The 22,153-nt window shown below is 72.5% G+C and carries 17 protein-coding genes; 4 read left to right on the forward strand and 13 right to left on the reverse strand.

Annotated features, from left to right (window positions below):
- Positions 1-1,021: 1,021 nt before the first annotated feature.
- Positions 1,022-2,434 carry a type I glutamate--ammonia ligase gene (gene glnA / locus ACZ51D_RS27005; RefSeq protein ID WP_465621562.1) on the reverse strand — a complete coding sequence of 471 codons (1,413 nt, stop codon included), beginning with the start codon at positions 2,432-2,434 and terminating at the stop codon, positions 1,022-1,024.
- Positions 2,435-2,720: 286 nt separating this feature from the next.
- On the opposite strand from glnA, the gene ACZ51D_RS27010 reads away from it, so the two are divergent.
- Entirely contained in the window at positions 2,721-3,188 is a 468-nt protein-coding gene (locus tag ACZ51D_RS27010; RefSeq protein ID WP_360492558.1) for an RDD family protein, read from the forward strand.
- 159 nt (positions 3,189-3,347) lie between these two features.
- On the opposite strand, the gene ACZ51D_RS27015 is transcribed toward ACZ51D_RS27010, so the two are convergent.
- From ACZ51D_RS27015 to ACZ51D_RS27045, 7 genes are all read right to left on the reverse strand, one after another.
- Entirely contained in the window at positions 3,348-4,046 is a 699-nt protein-coding gene (locus ACZ51D_RS27015; protein WP_396287787.1) for a DUF4191 domain-containing protein, read from the reverse strand.
- Between the two features lie 100 nt (positions 4,047-4,146).
- On the reverse strand, positions 4,147-4,344 hold the full coding sequence (locus ACZ51D_RS27020; RefSeq protein ID WP_465621559.1) for an SCO2195 family GlnR-regulated protein: 198 nt from the start codon (positions 4,342-4,344) through the stop codon (positions 4,147-4,149).
- A 192-nt stretch (positions 4,345-4,536) separates the two neighbouring features.
- Positions 4,537-5,490: a lipoyl synthase gene (gene lipA, locus ACZ51D_RS27025; protein ID WP_360492549.1), complete on the reverse strand. Its 954-nt coding sequence runs from the start codon at positions 5,488-5,490 to the stop codon at positions 4,537-4,539.
- Positions 5,491-5,755: 265 nt separating this feature from the next.
- On the reverse strand, positions 5,756-6,526 hold the full coding sequence (gene lipB / locus ACZ51D_RS27030) for a lipoyl(octanoyl) transferase LipB (protein ID WP_465621661.1): 771 nt from the start codon (positions 6,524-6,526) through the stop codon (positions 5,756-5,758).
- A 95-nt stretch (positions 6,527-6,621) separates the two neighbouring features.
- Positions 6,622-8,532, reverse strand: a complete 1,911-nt coding sequence (locus ACZ51D_RS27035; protein WP_465663748.1) for a helix-turn-helix domain-containing protein — start codon at positions 8,530-8,532, stop codon at positions 6,622-6,624.
- Between the two features lie 66 nt (positions 8,533-8,598).
- Positions 8,599-10,026 (reverse strand): MFS transporter, encoded by a 1,428-nt coding sequence (locus ACZ51D_RS27040; RefSeq protein WP_465621555.1) that lies wholly within the window; start codon positions 10,024-10,026, stop codon positions 8,599-8,601.
- Positions 10,027-10,156: 130 nt separating this feature from the next.
- The gene (locus ACZ51D_RS27045; protein WP_360492537.1) at positions 10,157-10,918 is read right to left on the reverse strand and encodes a 3-hydroxybutyrate dehydrogenase; all 762 of its coding nucleotides are present in this window, start codon (positions 10,916-10,918) and stop codon (positions 10,157-10,159) included.
- Positions 10,919-11,227: 309 nt separating this feature from the next.
- Between ACZ51D_RS27045 and ACZ51D_RS27050 the strand changes: the two genes are divergently transcribed.
- Positions 11,228-13,120: a regulator gene (locus ACZ51D_RS27050; protein ID WP_465663749.1), complete on the forward strand. Its 1,893-nt coding sequence runs from the start codon at positions 11,228-11,230 to the stop codon at positions 13,118-13,120.
- 286 nt (positions 13,121-13,406) lie between these two features.
- Here the strand turns inward: ACZ51D_RS27050 and ACZ51D_RS27055 are convergent, their stop codons facing one another.
- Entirely contained in the window at positions 13,407-14,738 is a 1,332-nt protein-coding gene (locus tag ACZ51D_RS27055) for an FAD-dependent oxidoreductase (RefSeq protein ID WP_465621551.1), read from the reverse strand.
- Between the two features lie 468 nt (positions 14,739-15,206).
- Positions 15,207-16,112 carry a TIGR01777 family oxidoreductase gene (locus ACZ51D_RS27060; RefSeq protein WP_465621549.1) on the reverse strand — a complete coding sequence of 302 codons (906 nt, stop codon included), beginning with the start codon at positions 16,110-16,112 and terminating at the stop codon, positions 15,207-15,209.
- A 63-nt stretch (positions 16,113-16,175) separates the two neighbouring features.
- On the opposite strand from ACZ51D_RS27060, the gene ACZ51D_RS27065 reads away from it, so the two are divergent.
- On the forward strand, positions 16,176-16,673 hold the full coding sequence (locus ACZ51D_RS27065) for a GNAT family N-acetyltransferase (RefSeq protein ID WP_360492525.1): 498 nt from the start codon (positions 16,176-16,178) through the stop codon (positions 16,671-16,673).
- A gap of 135 nt (positions 16,674-16,808) precedes the next feature.
- Complete coding sequence (locus ACZ51D_RS27070) at positions 16,809-17,897, forward strand: DUF2510 domain-containing protein (RefSeq protein ID WP_465663750.1); 1,089 nt, start codon at positions 16,809-16,811, stop codon at positions 17,895-17,897.
- A gap of 79 nt (positions 17,898-17,976) precedes the next feature.
- Here the strand turns inward: ACZ51D_RS27070 and ACZ51D_RS27075 are convergent, their stop codons facing one another.
- The 3 genes from ACZ51D_RS27075 to lpdA form a co-directional block, all read right to left on the reverse strand.
- Entirely contained in the window at positions 17,977-18,492 is a 516-nt protein-coding gene (locus tag ACZ51D_RS27075; RefSeq protein WP_360493023.1) for a DUF4240 domain-containing protein, read from the reverse strand.
- 186 nt (positions 18,493-18,678) lie between these two features.
- Positions 18,679-20,445, reverse strand: coding sequence for a 2-oxoglutarate dehydrogenase, E2 component, dihydrolipoamide succinyltransferase (sucB, locus tag ACZ51D_RS27080; protein WP_465663751.1), 1,767 nt, complete (start codon positions 20,443-20,445; stop codon positions 18,679-18,681).
- Between the two features lie 82 nt (positions 20,446-20,527).
- The gene (gene lpdA / locus ACZ51D_RS27085; RefSeq protein ID WP_030061083.1) at positions 20,528-21,916 is read right to left on the reverse strand and encodes a dihydrolipoyl dehydrogenase; all 1,389 of its coding nucleotides are present in this window, start codon (positions 21,914-21,916) and stop codon (positions 20,528-20,530) included.
- Between the last annotated feature and the right edge of the window lie 237 nt (positions 21,917-22,153).

The following is a 22,153-nucleotide window of genomic DNA, read 5'->3' on the forward strand; positions in this document are numbered from 1 at the left end:
TCCGCTGCCTAATCAGACGGGCTTGGACCCTCTACCGCTGGGATACCCGGCCTCGAAGCCCCCGCATCCGATGACCTACTGGCGGACGCCCTAAGCGACGGCCGCATGAGCCATCCGGAGAGTCCCACTGCACTGCGCGTCCCGGGGGCGTCCCTGGGGTTCCCGCAGCTGACAGCGGGCTCGGCCGCAGATTCAGCGAGGGCAGGTACAGCTGCGATCATCCGCGCGCTCGCAGACCTGGTCCGCGCCCTGCGGGGTGGGTTCCGCCGCTGACCGGGCCTGGCGGAGGTCGCCCCGCGCCGTTCGAGGCAGGGCGGTCTCCAGTGTTCGCGTGAGGGCGGGTTACGGCGTTCGACCACGACGGTGTCGCGTCAGTAGCCGTCGGCGTCGAGATTCAGCCGGCTCTTGAAACATCGCGCAGCAGTTCGGGCAGTGTTGGGTCGAGCGGGAAAAGGACGACGGTCACCGGAAGTCTCCAAAGGGACGGGTCGGGGCCGTGGTTCAGGGCGAGGTCGGCCTCTATGACGGGCCCGTCCAGGAACAGGGCAGCGGCTGTGGCACTGGTCCTGTCGCACCCCAGCGCATCACTCTCGGCGCCCCCGCGGTCGGTGGATCTCGCTTGCTCGGTGACTGCTGATCGGGGGCCGGACCTCGAAGAGGTACGAAAGAGTTCTGGACTGCGGGGGAGCATGTCCTGCCGTAACTCAGCGTCACTGAGCTAGTGCCGATTGCAGCGACTCGCGTCATCGAGGAGCGTGCCGCATGCCTTGCGCCGAGTTCGACCTTCGTCCAGTCCTAGCTGCTCCAGAGGCCTCGAATCGGCCAACCCTGCCGACGCCTGACGCGGGGAAGCCATGCGATCGGAGCTACTGGCGAGATCGAACTCATTTCACTTCCATTTCACACCGCGAGCCCGTCAGTCCTCGATGCTCGCCCTCATATGCGTGTTTCCGCAGGTCAGCGACGCGCTGACCTGCGGAAACGATGAGAGATCGAACTGCGTTTCCGCAGGTCGGAGGGCTTACAGGTCGTAGTAGAGCTCGAACTCGTGCGGGTGCGGCCGCAGGGCGATCGGGGCGATCTCGTTGGTGCGCTTGAAGTCGATCCAGGTCTCGATCAGGTCCGGGGTGAAGACGTTGCCCGCGAGCAGGTACTCGTGGTCGGCCTCCAGGGCCTCGAGGACGGCCGGGAGCGAGGAGGGCACCTGCGGGACGTTGGCGTGCTCCTCGGGGGCCAGCTCGTAGAGGTCCTTGTCGACCGGCTCCAGCGGCTCGATCTTGTTGCGGATGCCGTCGAGGCCGGCCATCAGCATGGCGGAGAAGGCCAGGTACGGGTTGGAGGACGGGTCCGGTGCGCGGAACTCGATGCGCTTGGCCTTGGCGTTGGAGCCGGTGATCGGGATGCGGATCGCGGCCGAGCGGTTGCGCTGCGAGTAGACCAGGTTGACCGGGGCCTCGAAGCCCGGCACCAGGCGGTGGTAGGAGTTCACCGAGGGGTTGGTGAACGCCAGCAGCGAGGGCGCGTGCCGGAGCAGGCCGCCGATGTAGTAGCGCGCGGTGTCGGAGAGTCCGGCGTAGCCCTGCTCGTCGTAGAAGAGCGGCGAGCCCGCGGTCCACAGCGACTGGTGGACGTGCATGCCCGAGCCGTTGTCGCCGAAGATCGGCTTCGGCATGAAGGTGGCGGTCTTGCCGTTCCGCCAGGCGACGTTCTTGATGATGTACTTGAACAGCATCAGGTCGTCGGCGGCGTGCAGCAGGGTGTTGAACTTGTAGTTGATCTCCGCCTGGCCGGCCGTGCCGACCTCGTGGTGCTGGCGCTCGACCTCGAGCCCGGCCTTGGCGAGTTCCAGCGACATCTCGGCGCGCAGGTCGGCGAAGTGGTCGACCGGCGGGACGGGGAAGTAGCCGCCCTTGTACTTGACCTTGTAGCCGCGCGCGTCGCCCTCGGCGGCGCCGCTGTTCCAGGCGCCGGCCTCCGAGTCGATGTGGTAGAAGGACGCGTTGGCGCTGGTGTCGAAGCGGACCGAGTCGAAGACGTAGAACTCGGCCTCGGGCCCGAAGAACGCGGTGTCGGCGATGCCGGAGGAGGCGAGGTAGGCCTCGGCCTTCTTGGCGACGTTGCGCGGGTCGCGGCTGTAGGCCTCGCCGGTGACCGGGTCCTGGATGAAGAAGTTGATGTTGAGGTGCTTCTCGGCCCGGAAGGGGTCGAGCCGGGCCGTGGCGAGGTCCGGCACGAGTGCCATGTCGGACTCGTGGATGGCCTGGAAGCCGCGGATCGACGAGCCGTCGAACATCAGGATCTCGGACGGATCGAAGGTCGCCGCAGGTACGGAGAAGTGCTGCAAGACGCCAGGCAGGTCGCAGAAACGGACATCGACGAACTTCACGTCGTTGTCCTGGATGTACTGCTTCACTTCGGCGGCGTTGTTGAACATCCATCCTCCTCAGCGTGCGAATTGGGCTCACCCTAGGAATGGGGCGTTTCCGTCCGGTGACCCGCTCGTTTCCTCGATGTTAACCGCGTCCCCCGGGCGGGCGGCAAAGACGTACGGGAGCGGGCAAAACGCCCCGCTCACCTGGGCGGCTTCCCGCCAGTGGTCTGGACCACTGGGAAGGCCGCGGGGAACGCGCCGCAGGCGGGATTCACCCGGTCGGGGACGGCGCCCCGCCCGGAGGGGTGCCGGTGACGGTGCGCGCCGTCAGCCCGGTTAGTGTGGATTCGTGGACACCAGAGAAGCGTTGGGATCGTGGATCGACGGCCCTAAGGCGGCCGCCGAGAAGATGGGCGCCGACTTCGGCCACCGCGGCGAGCGCCTCGGACTGCCCGAGGAGGGCTCCGGCTCCCTCGCCGGCCCCGGCCGCCGGATCGGCGCCCTGCTCGTGGACGGCTGGCTGGTCGCCCTGATCTCCTACGGCCTGATCGCCCGAGGCGACCAGGCCGAGGCCAACCTGTGGACCAGCCCGCTGTACTTCCTCGTCGCGGCCCTGCTGCTCGCCACGACCGGTACGACGGTCGGCAAGCGGCTCTTCGGCCTCCGGGTGATCCGCCTGGACGGCGGCCGCGCGACCATCCCGCAGGTCCTGCTGCGTACCCTGCTGCTCTGCCTGGTGGTGCCCCCGCTGGTCTGGGACCGCGACACCCGGGGTCTGCACGACAAGGCGGTCGGCACCGTCGAGGTCCGGATCTAGGCGAGGCCCGGATCCGGCACCCACCGGACCCGGTGGGTACCGCACGGCGCGCAACGCACGGCACCCACCGGACGGCGCGCAACGCACGGCGCACAACGTCGAAACGGCCCCGCCGCGGAGCTTCCGCGGCGGGGCCGTTCTGGTGTGGACGGGGGAGGGTCAGCGGGCCTGGCCGCCCTTGGGCATCCGGGCGCCCTTGGGCATCGGGCCCTTGGGGATCGGCGCCTTGGAGAGCAGGTCGCCCAGCGCGCGCAGGCGGTCGTTGGTCTCGGTGACCTGGGAGGCGGTGATGGCGCGGGGCAGGCGCATGAGGTGGATCTGCAGCTTCTTCAGCGGGACCTCACCCTCGCCGTCGCCCACCACGATGTCGTGCACCGGCACATCGCCGACCACACGGGCCATCTTCTTCTTCTCGGAGGCCAGCAGCTGGCGCACCCGGTTCGGGTTGCCCTCGCCGATCAGCGCGATGCCGGCCCGGCCCACCGCGCGGTAGACCGCGTCCTGGTTACGGGTGACCGCGACCGGGGTGGTGTTGGAGCTCCAGCCGCGCCGGATGTTGTTCAGCACCGCCGCGACGGCGCCCGGCTGCCCCTCCATCTGCCCGAACGCGGCGCGTTCGGCCCGGCGCCCGAAGACGATCGCCATGGCCAGCACGGCCACGATGAAGCCCAGGATGCCCAGATAGATCGGGTGGTCGATTGCGAAGCCGATGGCGAGGAACACGCCGAAGGTCAGCAGGCCGACGCCGGCGATGATCAGGCCGATCTTGGTGTCGACCTTCTTGGTCATGGTGTAAGCCAGGCGGATCTGCTTCAGTCGCCCGGGGTTCTCGGATGTTTCCCTCGCCATAACGCTCATGGTACGTGGCAGGGGTGCGGGATATCCAAGCCCGGGTACCCGTTCGCCCGAACCGTGACCCGTGTGCCCGTACGCCGTCGCACACAGCGACGCCGGAACCTCACCCCGGTACGGACCGGGCTGCCGCCGTCCCCGCGCTCTCCACCGCCATCGCGTCGTGCCGGCGGTCCGCCGCGTGCTGACGGTTCTCGCACACCGCCGCCCAGGCGTTGCGCCGCGCGTGCCGCTGGCCGGGCGCCAGCAGGACGCTCTCGGCGAACCGCAGCGCCACTCCCACCGACCGGATCCGCATCCCCATGCCGAACAGCTCCTCTCGTGGCTGAGAAGAATCGAACGCTCGCTGGACGTCCATCATCCCCACCCCGTGTTACCAGCCCGTGACCAGGCAGTCAAAGTGTGGTGAAGCGTCGAGGGGCGGAGCCGCAGCTCCGCCCCTCGAATGGCTCAAATGGCTCGAATCCGATCAACGGCTCGAACCCGATCGCGACCGTCAGACCGCGGCCTGCTCGCGCCGCTCCAGCGCCTGCCGGTACAGCCGGCCGGCCCGGTACGACGAGCGCACCAGCGGGCCCGACATGACGCCGGCGAAGCCCAGCTCCTCGGCCTCCTCCTGGAGCTCGACGAACTCGTGCGGCTTCACCCAGCGCTCCACCGGGTGGTGGCGCAGCGAGGGGCGCAGGTACTGGGTGATGGTGATGAGCTCGCAGCCGGCGCCGACCAGGTCGGCGAGCGCCTGGCTGACCTCCTCGCGGGTCTCGCCCATGCCCAGGATCAGGTTGGACTTGGTCACCAGTCCGGCCGCGCGGGCCTGGGTGATGACGTCCAGCGAGCGCTCGTAGCGGAACGCCGGGCGGATCCGCTTGAAGATCCGCGGCACCGTCTCGACGTTGTGCGCGAGCACCTCGGGGCGGGAGGAGAAGACCTCGGCCAGCTGCTCGGGCACCGCGTTGAAGTCGGGGATGAGCAGCTCGACGCCGGTGCGGCCGCTCTCGCGGTCGGCGGTCATCGCGTGCACCTGGCGCACGGTCTCGGCGTACAGCCAGGCGCCGCCGTCCTCCAGGTCGTCGCGGGCGACGCCGGTGATGGTGGCGTAGTTGAGGTCCATGGTGACGATGGACTCGGCGACCCGGCGCGGCTCGTCACGGTCGAACTCGGCGGGCTTGCCGGTGTCGATCTGGCAGAAGTCGCAGCGGCGGGTGCACTGGTCACCGCCGATGAGGAAGGTCGCCTCGCGGTCCTCCCAGCACTCGAAGATGTTGGGGCAGCCGGCCTCCTGGCAGACCGTGTGCAGCCCCTCCTTCTTCACCAGCGAGTGGAGGGCGTTGTACTCCGGGCCCATCTTCGCGCGGGTCTTGATCCACTCGGGCTTCCGCTCGATGGGGGTCTCGCTGTTGCGGACCTCCAGGCGGAGAAGCTTCCTGCCGTCGGGTGCGACAGCGGACACGTGCGACTCCTAGAACTAGACGGGGTACCCCCAGGGTACGCCTGTGGTTGTACGGCCTTCGCCGGGCCTGCCGCCCTGCAATCGCAGGGCAACACGGCTACTGGTGAGTAGATTCCCAGTGCTCGGGGGATTTCGTGCTCGGGGGTTTTCGGCGACGGTGCGCCGGGCCGGGTCGGCGCACCGTCGCCGGCAGGTGCCGACGGGGTCAGCGACCGGGTGCCGACGGGGGTCAGCGACCGGGTGCCGACGGGGGTCAGCGACGGGGTCAGTGGCTGAGCGCCGGTTCGGGCAGCTCGGCGAAGAGCTCCGTCAGGTGCCGCTCGACCACCGGCGCCGCCTCGGCGACGGAGAGCCCGCGCTCCAGCTCGCCGGAGAGCGAGGCCACGCCCGCGTCCCGGATGCCGCACGGCACGATCTTGTCGAACCAGGTCATGTCCGGGTCGCAGTTGAGCGCGAAGCCGTGCATGGTCACACCGCGGGCGACCCGCACGCCGATCGCGGCGAGCTTGCGGTCGTCGCCGCGCTGCCCGGCGTTGGAGGGCGCGTACTCGGGGCCGGCCAGCCGCGGGTCGATGCCCAGCGGCAGGCCCATCCGCAGGGTCAGCTTGCCGATGTCCACCACCTCGGCCGGGTCGACCACGGCGTCCGGGATGGACTCGCCCAGCACCCAGACCCCGCTGCGGCCCTCGACCCGGGCGGTCCCGATGCCGAACTCGGCGGCGGCGCGGATCAGCGCCTCCTCCAGCCGGCGGACGTAGGCGATGACGTCGATCGGGTCGGGCAGCTTGACGATCGGGTAGCCGACCAGCTGGCCGGGGCCGTGCCAGGTGATCTCGCCGCCCCGGTTGACCTCGACCACCGGGGTGCCGTCGAGCGGCAGGTCGGCGGGGTTGGTGCGCTTGCCCATGGTGTACACGGACTGGTGTTCCAGCAGCAGGACGGTGTCGGGGATCTCGTCCGCGACCCGCAGCGCGTGCAGCCGCTGCTGCTCCTCCCACGCCTCCTGATACGGCACGGTGCGCTCACCTATGCCCATGTGAACAAAACGCACGTTCGCGCTCACGTTCTGCGCTCCTTGCCAGGCGTTCGAGACCAACCTCGCCACTGTACGCCCAGGCCCGGTCGAGCCCTTCAGCCGCCCGCGAGCAGCTGCAGCCGCAGCGCGAGCCGGAGTTCCAGCGACCGTTCCGGGTGGTTCCAGTCCGGCCCGAGCAGTGCCTCGACCCGGTCCAGCCGCTGGACCACCGTGTTCACGTGGACGTGCAGTTCGTCCTTGGCGCGGGTGAGGCTGCCGCCGCAGTCGAAGTAGGCGCGCAGGGTGCGGACCAGCTCGGTGCCGCGCCGGGTGTCGTAGGTGAGCAGCGGGCCGAGCGTCGCGCCGACGAAGCCGTCCACGTCGTGGCCGTCGCCGAGCAGGACCCCGAGGAAGCCGAGCGTGCGGGCCGAGGCGCCCTCACCGGCGCGGCCGAGCACCCGCAGTGCCCGTACGCAGCGCAGGCCCTCGGCGTACGAAGCGGCCAGCGCGGTCGGACCGGCGGCCGGGCGGCCGGCGCCGACGGTGACCGGGAAGCCGGCCAGCCGGGCCAGCCGTTCGGCGGCCTGCCGGGCGGTCTCCTCGGGATCCTCGGCGGTGCCGGTCTCGACGGGCGCCAGCAGCACCACCGCCTCGCCGTGCTCGGCGCTGACGCCGCGGGAGCCGAACAGGTACCGCCGGGCCGCGCCCGCCAGTCGTCCCCGGTCGGTGCCGGTCGGCTCGGCGGGTTCCGCGACCAGCACCAGGTGCGGGCGGGCGAGGTCGACGCCGAGCCGGCGGCCGCGTGCGGTGAGCCCGGCCGGGTCGCGTTCGGGGGCGGTGAGCAGGTCGGTGAGCAGTTCGCCGCGGATCCGGTTCTCGGTCTCGGCCACCGAGCGGCGCAGCAGCAGGAGCAGGGCGGTCACCACGCTGGCCCGCTCGAACAGCCGCCGGTCGGCGTCGTCGAGGTCGGGCCGTCCGCGCAGCACCATGGTGCCGAGCGCGTCGTGCCCGGCCAGCACCGCGCAGACCCACTGCTCGCCGTGCCGTACGGACCGTCCCTCGATGCGGGAGGCGGCGACGGCCCCGGCCAGCTCGGCGGCGGGCGCGGACCGGCCGGCCAGCGGCTCGCCCTCGGCATCGAGGACCGCTATCTCCCCGTCCAGCAGGGCCGCGACGGCGGCGGCGACGTCCGGCACCTCGGCGCCGCGCAGCACCAGGTCGGTGAGCCGGTCGTGCGCCTGCTCGGCGCGCTGGACGGCGGCGGAGTGGGCCCGGACCAGCTCGTTGGCGGCGTTCAGCTCGGCGAGTGCGGCGCGGGTGTCGGCCAGGGACTTGGCGGTGTCCAGGGCGATCGCGGCGTGCGCGGCGAGGGTGCAGAGCAGTGCGACCTCGTCGGGGGAGAAGGCGCGGGGCGAGCGGTCGGCGGCGAACAGCACCCCGATGACCTGTCCGCCGAGTAGCAGCGGCACCCCGATGATCGCCACCAGGCCCTCGTCCAGCACGCCCGCGTCGATCGTGCCGGTGTGGTGGAAGCGTTCGTCGGTGCGGTAGTCGGGGGTCGCGTACGGGCGGGCGGCCTGGGCGACCAGCCCGCCCAGGCCGTCGCCGAGGCTGAGCCGCAGGGTCTGGAACAGGACGGAGACGGAGCCGTCGGTGACCCTCATGTAGGTGTCGCCCGCGGCCTCGTCCGGCAGGGTCAGGTATGCGGTGTCGGTGCCGAGCAGCATCCGGGCCCGGCGGACGATGGCCTGGAGCACGGTGTCCAGGTCCCGGGAGGCGGCGAGGTCTCCGGCGGTGTCGAACAGTGCGGTCAACTCGGCTTCTCGGCGCCGGTGTTGACGCAGGGTACGGTGGACCCGCAGGGCTTGCCAGGTGGCGTCGTCGATCTCGGCGAGGACGGTGGCCGACGCCCCGCGGCGGCGGGCGTCGGCCAGCACGTCGGCGAAGTCCTCGGTGGCGGCGCCCGAGGCGAGCAGGTCGAGCAGTCGCCGCAGGGCGGGCGCGGCGCTTCCGTGCGGGTGGTTCATGGTGCGTGCCGCCAATCGGCGTCGGTTCGTCGATTCCGAGAAATCGCGATGGTAGCGGCTCAACCGTCAGGCGACGGCGGGCTTTTCGGCCGTCGGGGCGTCCGCCTCCGGCCCCTTTTGTCCCGCCCGCTCCTCAGACCCCTCAGGCTCCTGGGACCCCTCTCGCTCCTCGACCTCGGTGAGGTCCTGTCCCCTGGTCTCCCGTCCGCAGAGCACCGCGAGGACGGTGATCGCCGCTGCGATGGCGACGTACACCGAGATCGGGGTGGCGCTGCCGTAGTCCTTGAGCAGCGCGGTGGCGACCAGCGGCGCCGGGGCGCCGGCCGCCACGGACGAGAACTGGGCCCCGATCGAGGCGCCCGAGTACCGCATCCGGGTGGCGAACAGCTCGGAGAAGAAGGCTGCCTGGGGCGCGTACATCGCGCTGTGGAAGACCAGCCCGACGGTGACCGCGAGGAGCAGCGACCCGAACGAGCGGGTGTCCACCATCCCGAAGAAGACGAACGCCCAGATCCCGACGCCGACCGCGCCCACCAGGTACACCGGCTTGCGCCCGACCCGGTCGGACAGCGCGCCGAACAGCGGGATCAGCGTGAACTGGATCGCGGAGGCGATGAGTACGGCGTTCAGCGCGCTCTGCTTGGAGAAGTGCGCGTGGGTGACCGCGTACGTCAGCACAAAGGTCGTCATCACGTAGTACGAGATGTTCTCCGCCATCCGCGCCCCCATGGCCACCAGCACCTCCCGCCAGTGGTGCCTCAACACGCTGACCAGCGGCGGCTGCTCGGCGCTCTTCCGGTCCTTCTCCCGCTTCTGCTGCGCCGCCAGCGCGGCCCGGAACAGCGGCGACTCGTCCACCGCGAGCCGGATCCACATCCCGACCGCGACCAGCACCGCCGACAGCAGGAACGGCACCCGCCAGCCCCAGGACAGGAACGCCGCGTCCGACTGCACCGAGGTCATCAGCGACAGCACCCCCGCCGCCAGCAGGTTCCCGGCCGGCGCCCCGCCCTGCGGCCAGGACGCCCAGAAACCCCGCCGCCGCTGGTCCCCGTGCTCCGACACCAGCAGCACGGCCCCGCCCCACTCACCGCCGAGCGCGAACCCCTGCACCAGCCGCAGCGTCGTCAGGAGTACCGGCGCCGCGACCCCGACCGAGTCGTACGTCGGCAGCAGCCCGATCGCCGTGGTCGACCCGCCCATCAGCAGCAGGCTCACCACCAGCAGCTTCTTGCGGCCCACCCGGTCCCCGAAGTGCCCGAACACCAGGGCCCCGATCGGCCGCGCCGCGAACCCGATCGCGTAGGTGAGGAACGACAGCAGCGTGCCGGTCAGCGGATCGCTGTGCGGGAAGAACAGCTTCCCGAACACCAGCGCCGCCGCCGTTCCGTACAAGAAGTAGTCGTACCACTCGATCGTTGTGCCGATCAGGCTGGCAGCCACCACTCTCGGGAGTGAGGTGCGCGCAGCCGCACCGCTTGCAGAGGCCTTCATGTGCCACCACTTCCAGGGCCGGGGGGAGACGATGTCGCCACAAGGTAGGAACCCTCCGGGCGGAGTCCTATGGGGGCGGACCACATACTGTTCGGTCGGTTCATGGCGCCCGGGGCCACGGTCCCGTCGCTCAGTGCGCCGTCCAGCCGCCGTCGACCGGGAGGCTGGCGCCGGTGATGTAGGAGGCGGCGGGGGAGCAGAGCCAGAGGGCGAGTTGGGCGATCTCGTCGGGTTCGATGAGGCGTTTCACGGCGGTGCGGTCGAGCATGATCTGCTCGACGACCTCGTCCTCGCGGATGCCGTGCGCGAGCGCCTGGGCGGCGATCTGCTTCTCCACCAGGGGGGTCCGGACGTAGCCGGGGTTGATGCAGTTGCTGGTGACGCCGTGCGGGGCGCCTTCGAGGGCGACCGTCTTGCTCAGCCCCTCCAGGGCGTGCTTCGCGGTGACGTACGCGGACTTGAAGGCGCTGGCCCGCAGGCCGTGGACGGAGGAGATGTTGACGATCCGTCCCCACTCCCGCTCGTACATGTGCGGCAGGGTCCGGCGCAGGATGCGGAACGGGGCCTCGACCATGACGCGTTGGATGAGGGTGAAGCGGTCGGGCGGGAACTCGTGCACCGGCGCGACGTGTTGGAGCCCGGCGTTGTTGACCACGATGTCGGCGTCGTCCGGAAGGGCGTCCACGGCCCCGGGGTCGGAGAGGTCGGTGACGATCGCGCGCCCGCCGATCCGCTCGGCGATTTCCTCGGCCGGACCGGCCGCGAGGTCGACGACGTAGACCCGGGCGCCGGCCCCGGCGAAGGCCTCGGCGCAGGCCCGGCCGATGCCCGAGGCGGCGCCGGTGACCAGGGCCGTGCGGCCGTCGAGCGGGCGGGCTGTAGTGGTGTCCATGGCTGAGAACGGTAGGAATCCGGCGCCCCGGCTCCCATGTGGCAGGCCGCCACAGCATCCCGCCGAGCTGTGGCGTCAACCACTACGACCCTCGATCGACGGTTCGACTACGGAAGGCCAAACCCAGGGTGACCGCGCTTCCCCACAATGGGCGCGGTTGCTTCACCCGTTCGGAGGATTGCTCGGTCAGATCCACCCATAGCGCCCGAATGCTCGCTACATTCACGCCGATTCCCGACAGGGGGCGCCGCCCCAGGCCGCCGAAGTGCTGGTAGAGCCCGGTGCGACGTCCGAGAGGTGTTGACAGACATGCCCCAACGGCCTGCAACCGACAGCCCGGCGTACGGACCGCTCGACCCGCTCGGCCAGCACCGAGGTCCGGTCGGTCGGACCCTTCCGGACGCCCCCGACGCCCTGGCCCCCGACGCCCTGACGGGCGACACGCTGACCGCCGACGCCTCGACCGCCGACGAACTGCGGCTGCCCTCGCAGGCCACACCCGACCGGCACGAGACCCCCGTCACCCCCGCGCCCGCGCCCGCGCCCGCGCGGAGCACCGGCCACTCCGGCCCGGCCCCGCAGAACGGCCAGCTCGCCGCACTGATCGAGGAGGCCGGCTTCTCGCACGCCGGCCTGGCCCGCCGGGTCGACCAGCTCGGCCTGGAGCACGGCCTCGACCTGCGCTACGACAAGACCTCGGTCACCCGCTGGCTGCGCGGCCAACAACCCCGCGGCGCCACCCCGGCCCTGATCGCCGAGGTCTTCACCCGCCGCCTGGGCCGCCGCCTCACCGCCCAGGACCTCGGCCTGGACGCCTGCGCCCCGGTCTACGCCGGCCTCGAGTTCGCCGAGACCCCGCAGGAGGCGGTGGACATCGTGGCGAGCATGTGGCGCAAGGACAACGGCCCGCAGTCCGAGCTGCGCCGGATCGCCTTCACCCCGGCCGGCCTGGTCGTCCCCAGCCGGGACTGGCTGATCGGCCGCACCGACGAGCGCGTCGCCCGGGACGGCTCCACCCTGGCCCGGACGGACACCGCCGCCGGCCCGCCGTCCGCCGGCACCGCCTCCGCCGCCATCACCGGCGCGCCCGCGCCGAGCGCGCCCGGCGCGTCCCCGGTGGGCCCGGCGCGCGGCCCGGCCGCGGGCCTGCCCGGCGCGCCGCCCACCGCGCGCAGCACGGCCGGGACGACCGGCACCGCCCCCACCATCGGCCGGGTGCCCATCCAGAGCCGCCGCCCACCGGTCGCCGTCGAGCCGCCGTACACCGACCCGGCCCGCGAATCCCGCCCTGCCCTGCGGGTCGGCCGCGGCGACATCGCCGCCATCCGCGCCGTCGGCGACCTCTTCCGCGCGCTCGACCACGCCTACGGCGGCGGCCACGCCCGCCAGGCGCTGGTCCGCTACCTGGAGAGCGAGGCCGAGCCGATGCTGCGCGGCCGCTACGGCGAGCAGATCGGCCGGGCCCTGTTCGGCGCGGTCGCCGATCTGACCCGGCTGGCCGGCTGGACGTCCTTCGACATCGCCGCGCACGGCCTGGCCCAGCGCTACTTCGTCCAGGCGCTGCGCCTGTCCCAGGCCGCCGGGGACCGCGCGCTCGGCGGCTACGTGCTGGTGACGATGAGCCAGCAGGCCGTCCACCTCGGCCACGGCCGGGAGGCGGTCCAGCTCGCCCGGGTCGCCCAGCAGGGCGTGGGCACCGCCGTCCCCCCGGTGGTCCAGTCGCTGATGCACGCCGCCGAGGCCCGCGGGCACGGCCTGCTGGGCGACGTCCGGTCCTGCACCACCGCCCTGGTACGCGCCGAGCGGGCCCTGGCGGCGGCCCGCACCGGCGACGAACTGCCGGCCTGGGCACGGTACTTCGACGAGGCGCAGCTCTCCGACGAGTTCGCCCACTGCTACCGCGACCTGCAGCAGTGGCGCACCGCCGCGCAGCACGCCGAGAAGTCGCTGCGGCTGCGCTCGCCCGCCTACGCGCGCAGCCGGATCTTCTGCCGGCTGGTGCTGGCCACCGCCCGGCTCGGCATGGGGGACCTCGACGAGGCCTGCGCCATGGCGACCGACGCGCTGCGGGCGGCGGGGGAGATGCGCTCGGCCCGCTCGCTGGAGTACGTCCGGGACTTCCACCGCCGCCTCACGCCCTACCGCGGCAGCCCGGTGGCCCGCGCCTTCGAGGAGACGGCCCGCCAGGCCGGGGTCATCTGACCGTTCGGGGTCCGGGCCGGGCGCTGACCAGCTCTCGGCCCGGACCCTCGGCCTGCCCCCGGCCGTCGCCCCGGACGGCCGCGCGCCACCCCGCACCCGCTGCGCCGCCAGCGGGAACACCAGCACCGACGGCATTCCGGCGCCGACCAGCGCCGCCGCGGTCGAGGACGCCAGGTGCCCGGCTTCCACCTCGATGGTGGTGACCACCACGGGCGGGGGAGTTGCCGCTGAGCAGCACGGCGATCGCGATGATCGGCCCGAATTCGCCGACCGCCCCGGTGGCCCCTCAGGCCGCCGCCTCCGCCTCCCGCGCGTCGGCCGGGACGCCGAGGTCGCGCAGCACCGCCCGCGCCGCCCGCCGCCCGGAGACCAGCGCGCCCTGCACGGTGCTGGTGTCCCGGTGGTCCCCGGCGACGTACAGCCCGGCCACCAGGCGCACCGGCCGCCGGGTGTTGTGCGGCGGCGGCATTGCGGGCAGCGCGTCCGGGACGTGCCGCACGCTGAGGAACTGCCAGCCCGCCGTCGAGGTGCCGTACAGCTCGGCGAGCCGGGCCCGGACGGCCGGTTCCAGTCCGGCCGGGCCGCTCGCGTCGAAGGCGCGCCGCCCGAGCACGGTGGTGGCGACCAGCGTCTGGCCGGCCGGGGCGTAGGACGGGTGCAGCTCGCTGAGCACCAGCGAGTGCGAGACCAGTGGCGGGTGCCCGTTCGGCCGGTCGCCGTCGAGCAGCAGCACGGCCTCGCCCACCGGCGGGTGGTCGGCCGCGTGGTAGAAGGTCGTGACGGGGTGGAAGTCCGGCAGCCGCAGGCCGGGCAGCAGCTCGGTGGCGGAGCGGGCGTCGGTGGCGACGATGACGGCCTGGGCGCCGGTCCGCCCGTGGTGGAGGGTCTCCACGCCGTCCGCGGCGATCGAGGTGACCTGCACCCCGGTGTGGACGGTGCCGGCGGGTAGCGCGGCGGCCAGCTGGGCCGGCACCGCGGCGATCCCGTCGGCGGGCAGACAGAGCCGCCCGCGCGCGTACGAGCGCAGCACCAGGTCGGCGACCCGGCTGCTGGTGCCGAGCGCCGGGTCGCTGAGCAGGGCGCTGAGCAGTGGGCGCAGGAAGCCGTCGACGGTGCGCGGGGCGAGTCCGTGGCCGGTCAGCGCGCGGGCGGCGGTGGTCTCCGGTCGGGCCTGCAGCCGGCCGATCGGGGTGGCGGCGAGCCGGCCGAGCCAGCTGCCCAGCCGGGCCTTGTCCAGCGGGCTGCCGAGCGGGGCCCGGGTGGCGGCCTGTCGGGCGGCGGTGAGCTGCGGGTCCCCGGTGCGGTACCGGCGGCCGCCGCTGTGCACCAGTACGCCGGGTGCGAGCGGGCGCAGGTCGAGGCGGTCGAGGTCGAGCGCGCGGCGCAGCTCGGGGAAGGCGGTGTTCAGCAGGTGACTGCCGTCGTCGAGCCGGAAGCCGTCCAGCTCGCGGGTGGCCATCCGGCCGCCGATCCGGTCGCTGCTCTCCAGGATCCGAACGGCGAGGCCGTGGCCGGTGAGCGCGCGGGCGGCGGCCAGGCCCGCAAGTCCGGCGCCGACCACGACGACGTCCGGGTCGGACGGCCGACGGGCGCGGCGGGTGAAGTCGTACGTGGGCACTGGCGTGCTCCCTCCCTGGGCCCGGGGCTCCGGCCGACGCAGGCAGCGGGGTGCCGGGACACGGTTCGAGGAGGGTGATGCCCAGTCAGTGTGAGCATCAGACAAGCACATCGGGCCGGATTCGAGGGCCGGCAGGGGTTGTGCGGCACCGGGCGGGGGCGCGGTCACGGACAGTGCGCCGTGGTGGCCGGGTTCGGGGGTCGGCGGGCGCGTACGGTCACCGGGGGCGTGCGACGCGCCCGCCATGTGCTCCCGTGCGCCCCCTCCCGGAGCCCCGTCCGACCCCCGCCCGGCATATGCCCCTGGTCAGCGCGGATGCCGTAGCCGGAGGTACGCACGGGGCCCGGCACGCGTACGTCACGGCGCCCGCCGGCACGGCGCTCCGAGCACCACCGCCGTCACGGCGTTCCGAGCACCGCCACCGCGCCGCGTACCGCCGCCGTCACCGCGCCGCGAGCACCACCGCCGTCACAGTGCCGCGAGCACCGCCGAGTACACGTCCGGGTGCGTGAAGCGGAAGCCCGCGTCCGACAGCCGCCGTGGCACCACCCGGTGGCTGCCGACCACCTCGACGGCCAGCTCGCCGAGCACCACCTTGAGCACCGCCTCCGGCACCGGGAAAGGCGTCGGCCGCCGCAGCGCCCGCCCGAGCGCGGCGGTCAGTTCGGCGTTGGTCGCCGGGTTCGGCGCCGTCAGGTTGAAGGCGCCGGACAGGTCGTCGTGGTCGATCAGGAAGCGCAGCGCGGCCACCTCGTCGTGCAGCGAGATGAAGCTCCAGTACTGCCGCCCGTTGCCGAGCCGCCCGCCCAGGCCCATCCGGAACAGCGGGAACAGCCGCCCGCCCGCCCCGCCGCTCGAGGACAGCACCATCCCGGTGCGCGGGTGGACGACCCGGATCCCGGCCCGCTCGGCGGGCCTGGCGGCGGCCTCCCACTCCAGGCAGACCTCGGCCAGGAAGTCGTCGCCGGCGGGGGAGTCCTCGTCGATCACCCGGTCGCCGGTCTGCCCGTACCAGCCGACCGCGGAGGCGCTCACGAAGACCCGGGGCGGCTCCTTGAGCTCGGCCAGCGCGACGGCCAGCGTCTCGGTGCCGTAGACCCGGCTCTCCCGGATCTCCCGCTTGTAGGCGTCCGTCCAGCGGTGGTCGCCGACCCCGGCGCCGGCCAGGTGCACCACCGCCTGGACCCCGGCCAGCCCGTCCCGCTCGACCTCACCGAGCAGTGGGTTCCAGCCGATCGCCGTGCTGCCGTCGGGCTGTGGGCCCGTCCTGGACCGGTGCCGGACCAGCCGGACCACCTCGTGGCCGTCCGCCAGCAGGGAGCGGACGAGGGCCGAACCGATCAATCCCGTGGAACCCGTGACAGCGATGCGCATGCGCTCATCCTCGCAGCTGGAATTGTCTGTCACCTTCTCAGGCGTCTCATTAGCATGACGCGCATGTTCGACGACGATCTGATCATCCGTCCGGCACGGCCCGAGGACGAGCGCGACCTCGCCGTCCTCAATCGCGCGGCCTGGTCGGTCCTGTCCGATGTCTCCCCGCAGCCCCCCGAGGAGGACGGGCTCTTCGACGAGCGGCGCACCCCCGAGCAGTTCCTGCTCGCCGTCCTGGACGGCCGGCTCGTCGGCTACGTCCGCCAGGTCCCGGCCACCCCGCTGGTCGCCAACCGGCACGTCCGCCAGATCCAGGGCCTGGCCGTCGACGGCACGGTCCGCGGCCGGGGCATCGGCCGCCGGCTGGTCGAGGCGGCCTGCGACACGGCCCGGACCGAGGGCGCCCGGAAGATGACCCTGCGGGTGCTCGGCTGGAACGCCCCGGCCCGCCGCCTCTACGAGAGCTGCGGCTTCGTCGTCGAGGGCTCGCTGGTCGAGGAGTTCCTGATCGACGGCTCCTACGTGGACGACATCTGGATGGCCCGCCGGCTGGCCGACTGAGCCCCCGGCTTTCCCGGCGGTCGGTCAGCTCCCGGGCGGCGTGCGGAAGCGGCGCGGAAGCCGGTGCGGCGGCGGTGCAGAGTCGTGACGGTCCCGCCCTGTCTGGACCGCCGCCACGCCGGGTACCGTACGCCCGTGAGCAACTCGACGCCTCCCGGGTGGTACCCGGTCCCGGGTGCGGACGGCACCCCCGGTCACGAGCGCTGGTGGGACGGCAACGCCTGGACCAGTGAGGTCAGGCCGCTCCAGGGCGGTGCCGGACAGCTCTCCGACGCCCCCACGCAGACCTGGCAGCCCTCCGACCAGAAGCCCGGCTACGGCTACCCGGGCGGCTCGCCGGCCCCCGCCTACGGCTACCCGGGCCAGGACGGTTCCCCGGCCCCCGCCTACGGCTACCCGGGCCAGGACCCCTACCAGGGCCAGGGCGGGTACCCGGGCCAGGCCGGCTACCCGGCGGCCCAGGGCGCGGGCTACGGCTACCCCGGGCCGGGCTACCCGCCGCCGCCCGCCAAGAACAAGTCCGGCATGATCATCGGCGGCGCCGTCACCGTGCTGGTCGTGGGCGGGACCATCGCCGGGATCATGCTCAGCGGCGGCGGCAACGACCCGAAGGCGGACCCGACCCCGAACCCCACGGTCACCGTCACCCAGAGCGACGGCCCCACGCCGAGCCCGACCCGGCCCACCACCAGCCCCACGGTGTCGCCGCCCAAGCCCGCCCCGGTCCTCAAGAGCACCGTCGCCGACCCGCAGCACGCGATCACCATCCCGGTCTACGACGGCTGGGACGCGGCGACCGACTCGGCGCACTCGACGGTCTTCCTCGGCACCGGCCGCTACACCTGCCCGGACGGCAACTCCTGCATCCGCGGTCAGTTCTCGGTGGAGAAGAACACCGTCCAGGGCGATACCCCCAAGGCGGCCGCCGACGCCACGATGCCCGCCTACGCGGGGCAGATCTTCACCGGGATCACCTCGCACACCGACTACGGCTCCGGCTACGTCAGCGTCGCCGGTGTGCTCGGCTACGCCACGCGCTGGCACGTCCGCACCTCGGACGGCACCCAGGGCTACGTCCTGCTGGCCGCGGTCCCGGCCAAGGGCGGCGGCTACGTGGTCTTCGAGGGCGGCGTGGACGACAACCCGGCGGCGCCGGACGCCTCGGTACTGGACCAGATCCTCAAGGGCGTCCAGCAGGACAGCTCGTCCGGCAGTTCCACCTGAGCACCGGGCCGGCCCCCGGCTGAGAGCCGAGGGCCGGGGGCCGGGAGTCGAGGGCCGGAGGCGGGGAGCCGGGGCGGCCTCAGTCCCCGTACCGCTCCCACAACTTGGGGAAGCGCTTCGCCATGACGTCCGGGTCGTCGAAGTCCAGCGTCGCCCCGGACGGCCGTCCGGCCTGCCGCCCGCCCACCTCGGGCAGCGGCAGCCCGGTCAGCTGCTCGTACGCCTCGTCGGCGGCGTAGCCGATGTCCTCGGCCTCGCCGTCCTCCTCCTCGTCGAACTCGGGCAGCAGGTCGGCCAGGTCGTCCGGCTCGGCCAGTCCGCCCTCGAAGACCTCCCGGCCCTGGGCGATCAGCCAGCAGCGGAAGTAGTCGAAGGTGTCCTCGGAGGCGCCGTCCAGCAGCAGGTAGGCCGCGCCCCACAAGTCGTACTGGTAGGCGCGCTGGAACCGGGCCTCGAAGAGCCGGGCGAAGTCGATCACATCGTCCGGGGTCAGTCTGACGAGCCGCTCCACCAGCCGGTCGGCCTGCTCGTCGGGATCGCCGTCGGCGGCGTCCCGTGTGTCGTCGATGATCTGCCAGAAGTCCGTCTCGTCCATCACCGCTCAAGCATCCCCGTTCGGCCGCGTCCGCGCATGCCATGACCCGGCGCGGCCCGGGCCGAAAACGGGGGAACGGGCCTGGAAACGGCCGAGCAGGGCCGGGAAGGGCGCGACGGGGGCCGGAAACGGCGGAACCCCGCGCCGTCCGGAGACGACGCGGGGTTCCGCAGGACCGTGGAGGGGTCAGAGGCCGAGCTCGACCTCGAACTCGCCGGCCTCCAGGATCTCCTTGACCGCGACCAGGTAGCGGGCGGCGTCGGCGCCGTCCACCAGGCGGTGGTCGTAGGAGAGCGACAGGTAGGTCATGTCACGGATGCCGATGGCGGTGCCGCCGTCGGCCTCGATGACCACCGGGCGCTTGACGGTGGCGCCGATGCCCAGGATGGCGGCCTGGTTCGGCGGCACGATCACGGTGTCGAACAGCGCACCGCGCGAGCCGGTGTTGCTGATGGTGAAGGTCGCGCCGGACAGCTCGTCCGGGGTGATCTTGCTGTCGCGGACCTTGCCGGCCAGCTCGGCGGTCTTCTTCGAGATGCCGGCGAGGTTGAGGTCGCCCGCACCCTTGATGACCGGGGTCATCAGACCCTTCTCGGAGTCCACCGCGATACCGATGTTCTCGGTGTCGAAGTAGGTGATGGTGCCCTCGGCCTCGTTGATCCGGGCGTTGACGACCGCGTGGGCCTTCAGCGCCTGGGCGGCGGCCTTGACGAAGAACGGCATCGGGGACAGCTTCACGCCCTCGCGGGCGAGGAAGGAGTCCTTGGCCTTGCCGCGCATCGCCATGATCTTGGTGACGTCCACCTCGACCACGCTGGTCAGCTGCGCCTGCTCGTGCAGGGCCTTCATCATGTTGTCGCCGATGACCTTGCGCATGCGGGTCATCTTGACCGTCTGGCCGCGGAGGGCGGACGGCGCGGCGGCGGCCTTCGGCGCGGCGGCCGGGGCGGCAGCGGCGGCGGGGGCCGGAGCGGCCTTGGCGGCCTCCGCGGCGGCGATGACGTCCTGCTTGCGGATGCGGCCGCCGACGCCGGTACCGGCGACGGAGGACAGTGCGACGCCGTGCTCGGCGGCGAGCTTGCGCACCAGCGGGGTGACGTAGGCGTCACCGTTGTCGGCAGCCGGAGCGGCCGGAGCAGCCGGGGCAACCGGAGCCGGGGCAGCGACCGGAGCCGGGGCGGCAACCGGGGCGGCAACCGGAGCCGGAGCGGCAACGGGGGCCGGAGCGGCAACGGGGGCCGGAGCAGCCGGAGCGGCGGCGACCGGAGCCGGGGCAGCCGGAGCAGCCGGGGCCGGAGCGGCCACCGGAGCCGGGGCAGCGACCGGAGCCGGAGCGGCAGCCGGGGCCGGGGCGGCGGCGACCGCACCCGCGGCGCCGATCAGCGCGAGCTGGGCGCCGACCTCGGCGGTCTCGTCCTCGCCGACCAGGATCTTCACCACGGTGCCGGCGACCGGCGACGGGATCTCGGTGTCGACCTTGTCGGTGGAGACCTCGAGCAGCGGCTCGTCGACCTCGACCGTCTCACCCTCGGCCTTCAGCCAGCGGGTGACGGTGCCCTCGGTGACGGACTCGCCCAGGGCGGGCAGCAGCACCGGGGTGGCGTCGCCGGCCGGAGCAGCCGGAGCGGCGGCGGCCGGGGCGGCCGGAGCAGCCGGGGCCGGAGCGGCGACCGGAGCCTCGGCGACCGGGGCCGCAGCGGCGGCCGGGGCACCGGAGCCGTCGTCGATGATCGCCAGCTCGGCGCCGACCTCGACGGTCTCGTCCTCGGCGACCTTGATCGAGGAGAGGATGCCGGAGACCGGGGCCGGGATCTCGGTGTCGACCTTGTCGGTCGAGACCTCGAGCAGCGGCTCGTCGACCTCGACACGCTCACCCTCGGCCTTCAGCCAACGGGTGACGGTGCCCTCGGAAACGCTCTCGCCCAGCGCGGGCAGTGTTACTGAGACCGCCATGGTTTCAGCGACTCCTATCAAGTCTTGCGTACGGGAAGTACTTGCGTACGGGAAGTACCGGAAAAGGTGGGGTGGGGCGCGATCAGTCGTGCGCGTGCAGCGGCTTGCCGGCCAGCGCCAGGTGCGCCTCGCCCAGGGCCTCGGACTGGGTCGGGTGCGCGTGGATGAGCTGCGCGACCTCGGCCGGCAGGGCCTCCCAGTTGTAGATCAGCTGGGCTTCGCCGACCTGCTCGCCCATGCGGGCGCCGACCATGTGGACACCGACCACGGCGCCGTCCTTGACCTGGACGAGCTTGATCTCGCCGGCGGTCTTCAGGATCTTGCTCTTGCCGTTGCCGGCCAGGTTGTACTTGAGGGTGACGACCTTCTCCTTGCCGTACAGCTCGACGGCCTTGGCCTCGGAGATGCCGACGGAGGCGACCTCGGGGTTGGAGTAGGTCACGCGCGGGACGCCGTCGTAGTCGATCGGCACCGGCTTGAGGCCGGCCAGCCGCTCGGCGACCAGGATGCCCTCGGCGAAGCCGACGTGGGCCAGCTGCAGGGTCGGGGCGAGGTCGCCGACGGCGGAGATGGTGGGCACGTTGGTGCGCATGTACTCGTCGACCAGGACGTAGCCGCGGTCCATCGCGACGCCGTTCTCCTCGTAGCCGAGGCCGGCCGAGACCGGGCCGCGGCCGATGGCGACGAGCAGCAGGTCGGCGTCGATCTGCTTGCCGTTCTCGGTGGAGACGCGGACACCGGTCTCGGTGTACTCGACGCCCGAGAAGCGGGCCTTCAGCTCGAACTTGATGCCGCGCTTGCGGAACGCGCGCTCCAGCAGCTTGGACGAGTTCTCGTCCTCGAGCGGGACGAGGTGCGGCAGCGCCTCGACGATGGTGACCTCGACGCCGAAGGACTTCCAGACCGAGGCGAACTCCACGCCGATGACGCCGCCGCCGAGGATGACGGCCGACTTCGGGATGCGGTCGAGCTTGAGGGCGTGGTCCGAGGAGATCACGCGGTTGCCGTCGATCTCCAGGCCCGGGATCGAGCGCGGCACGGAACCGGTGGCCAGGACGATGTGGCGGCCTTCGATGCGCTGGCCGTTGACGTCCACCGAGGTCTGCGAGGAGAGCTTGCCCTCGCCCTGGATGAAGGTGACCTTGCGGGACGCCACCAGGCCCTGCAGGCCCTTGTACAGGCCGGCGATGACGTCGTCCTTGTACTTGTGGACGCCGTTGATGTCGATGCCCTGGAAGGTGGCCAGCACGCCGAACTCGGCGGCTTCCTTCGTCTCGTCCGCGATCTCCGCGGCGTGCAGCAGCGCCTTGGTCGGGATGCAGCCGCGGTGCAGGCAAGTGCCGCCCAGCTCACCCTTCTCGACCAGGGCGACGCTCAGGCCCAGCTGAGCGGCGCGGAGCGCCGCGGCGTAACCGCCGCTTCCGCCTCCGAGAATGACTACGTCGAAAACGGTGCTGGCGTCGTTCGCCACGTCACGTCCTCCATGCAATGGGGTGGGTCGCCGGGCCGGTACGGTCCGGTGGGTCGGAAGCCTTTGTGAGGCGCCCAGTCGTGCCGGAAATACATCTTCGCACTTGTTCGCGGTGGCTGATGTCCGGGTCCACTCCAGGGGTGTCCCGCAGAGTGGTCACCGGGGCGGGAATACCCCCCACGGATGGGCATCATTGCAGCTCAGCGCGGTGTTGGCAGCCGCCGGACGGGCGTCTTC

Source organism: Kitasatospora sp. NPDC033851, from assembly GCF_055576085.1.

What these genes read in the sequence shown, in the direction of transcription:
- lipB (WP_465621661.1), bottom strand. Translation starts at nt 6,526, where the DNA reads ATGGGCATAGGTGAGCGCACCGTGCCGTATCAGGAGGCGTGGGAGGAG.
- ACZ51D_RS27065 (WP_360492525.1), top strand. Translation starts at nt 16,176, where the DNA reads ATGTTCGACGACGATCTGATCATCCGTCCGGCACGGCCCGAGGACGAG.
- glnA (WP_465621562.1), bottom strand. Translation starts at nt 2,434, where the DNA reads ATGTTCAACAACGCCGCCGAAGTGAAGCAGTACATCCAGGACAACGAC.
- sucB (WP_465663751.1), bottom strand. Translation starts at nt 20,445, where the DNA reads ATGGCGGTCTCAGTAACACTGCCCGCGCTGGGCGAGAGCGTTTCCGAG.
- ACZ51D_RS27015 (WP_396287787.1), bottom strand. Translation starts at nt 4,046, where the DNA reads ATGAGCGTTATGGCGAGGGAAACATCCGAGAACCCCGGGCGACTGAAG.
- ACZ51D_RS27075 (WP_360493023.1), bottom strand. Translation starts at nt 18,492, where the DNA reads ATGGACGAGACGGACTTCTGGCAGATCATCGACGACACACGGGACGCC.
- ACZ51D_RS27050 (WP_465663749.1), top strand. Translation starts at nt 11,228, where the DNA reads ATGCCCCAACGGCCTGCAACCGACAGCCCGGCGTACGGACCGCTCGAC.
- ACZ51D_RS27045 (WP_360492537.1), bottom strand. Translation starts at nt 10,918, where the DNA reads ATGGACACCACTACAGCCCGCCCGCTCGACGGCCGCACGGCCCTGGTC.
- ACZ51D_RS27060 (WP_465621549.1), bottom strand. Translation starts at nt 16,112, where the DNA reads ATGCGCATCGCTGTCACGGGTTCCACGGGATTGATCGGTTCGGCCCTC.
- ACZ51D_RS27035 (WP_465663748.1), bottom strand. Translation starts at nt 8,532, where the DNA reads ATGAACCACCCGCACGGAAGCGCCGCGCCCGCCCTGCGGCGACTGCTC.
- ACZ51D_RS27020 (WP_465621559.1), bottom strand. Translation starts at nt 4,344, where the DNA reads ATGGGGATGCGGATCCGGTCGGTGGGAGTGGCGCTGCGGTTCGCCGAG.
- ACZ51D_RS27040 (WP_465621555.1), bottom strand. Translation starts at nt 10,026, where the DNA reads ATGAAGGCCTCTGCAAGCGGTGCGGCTGCGCGCACCTCACTCCCGAGA.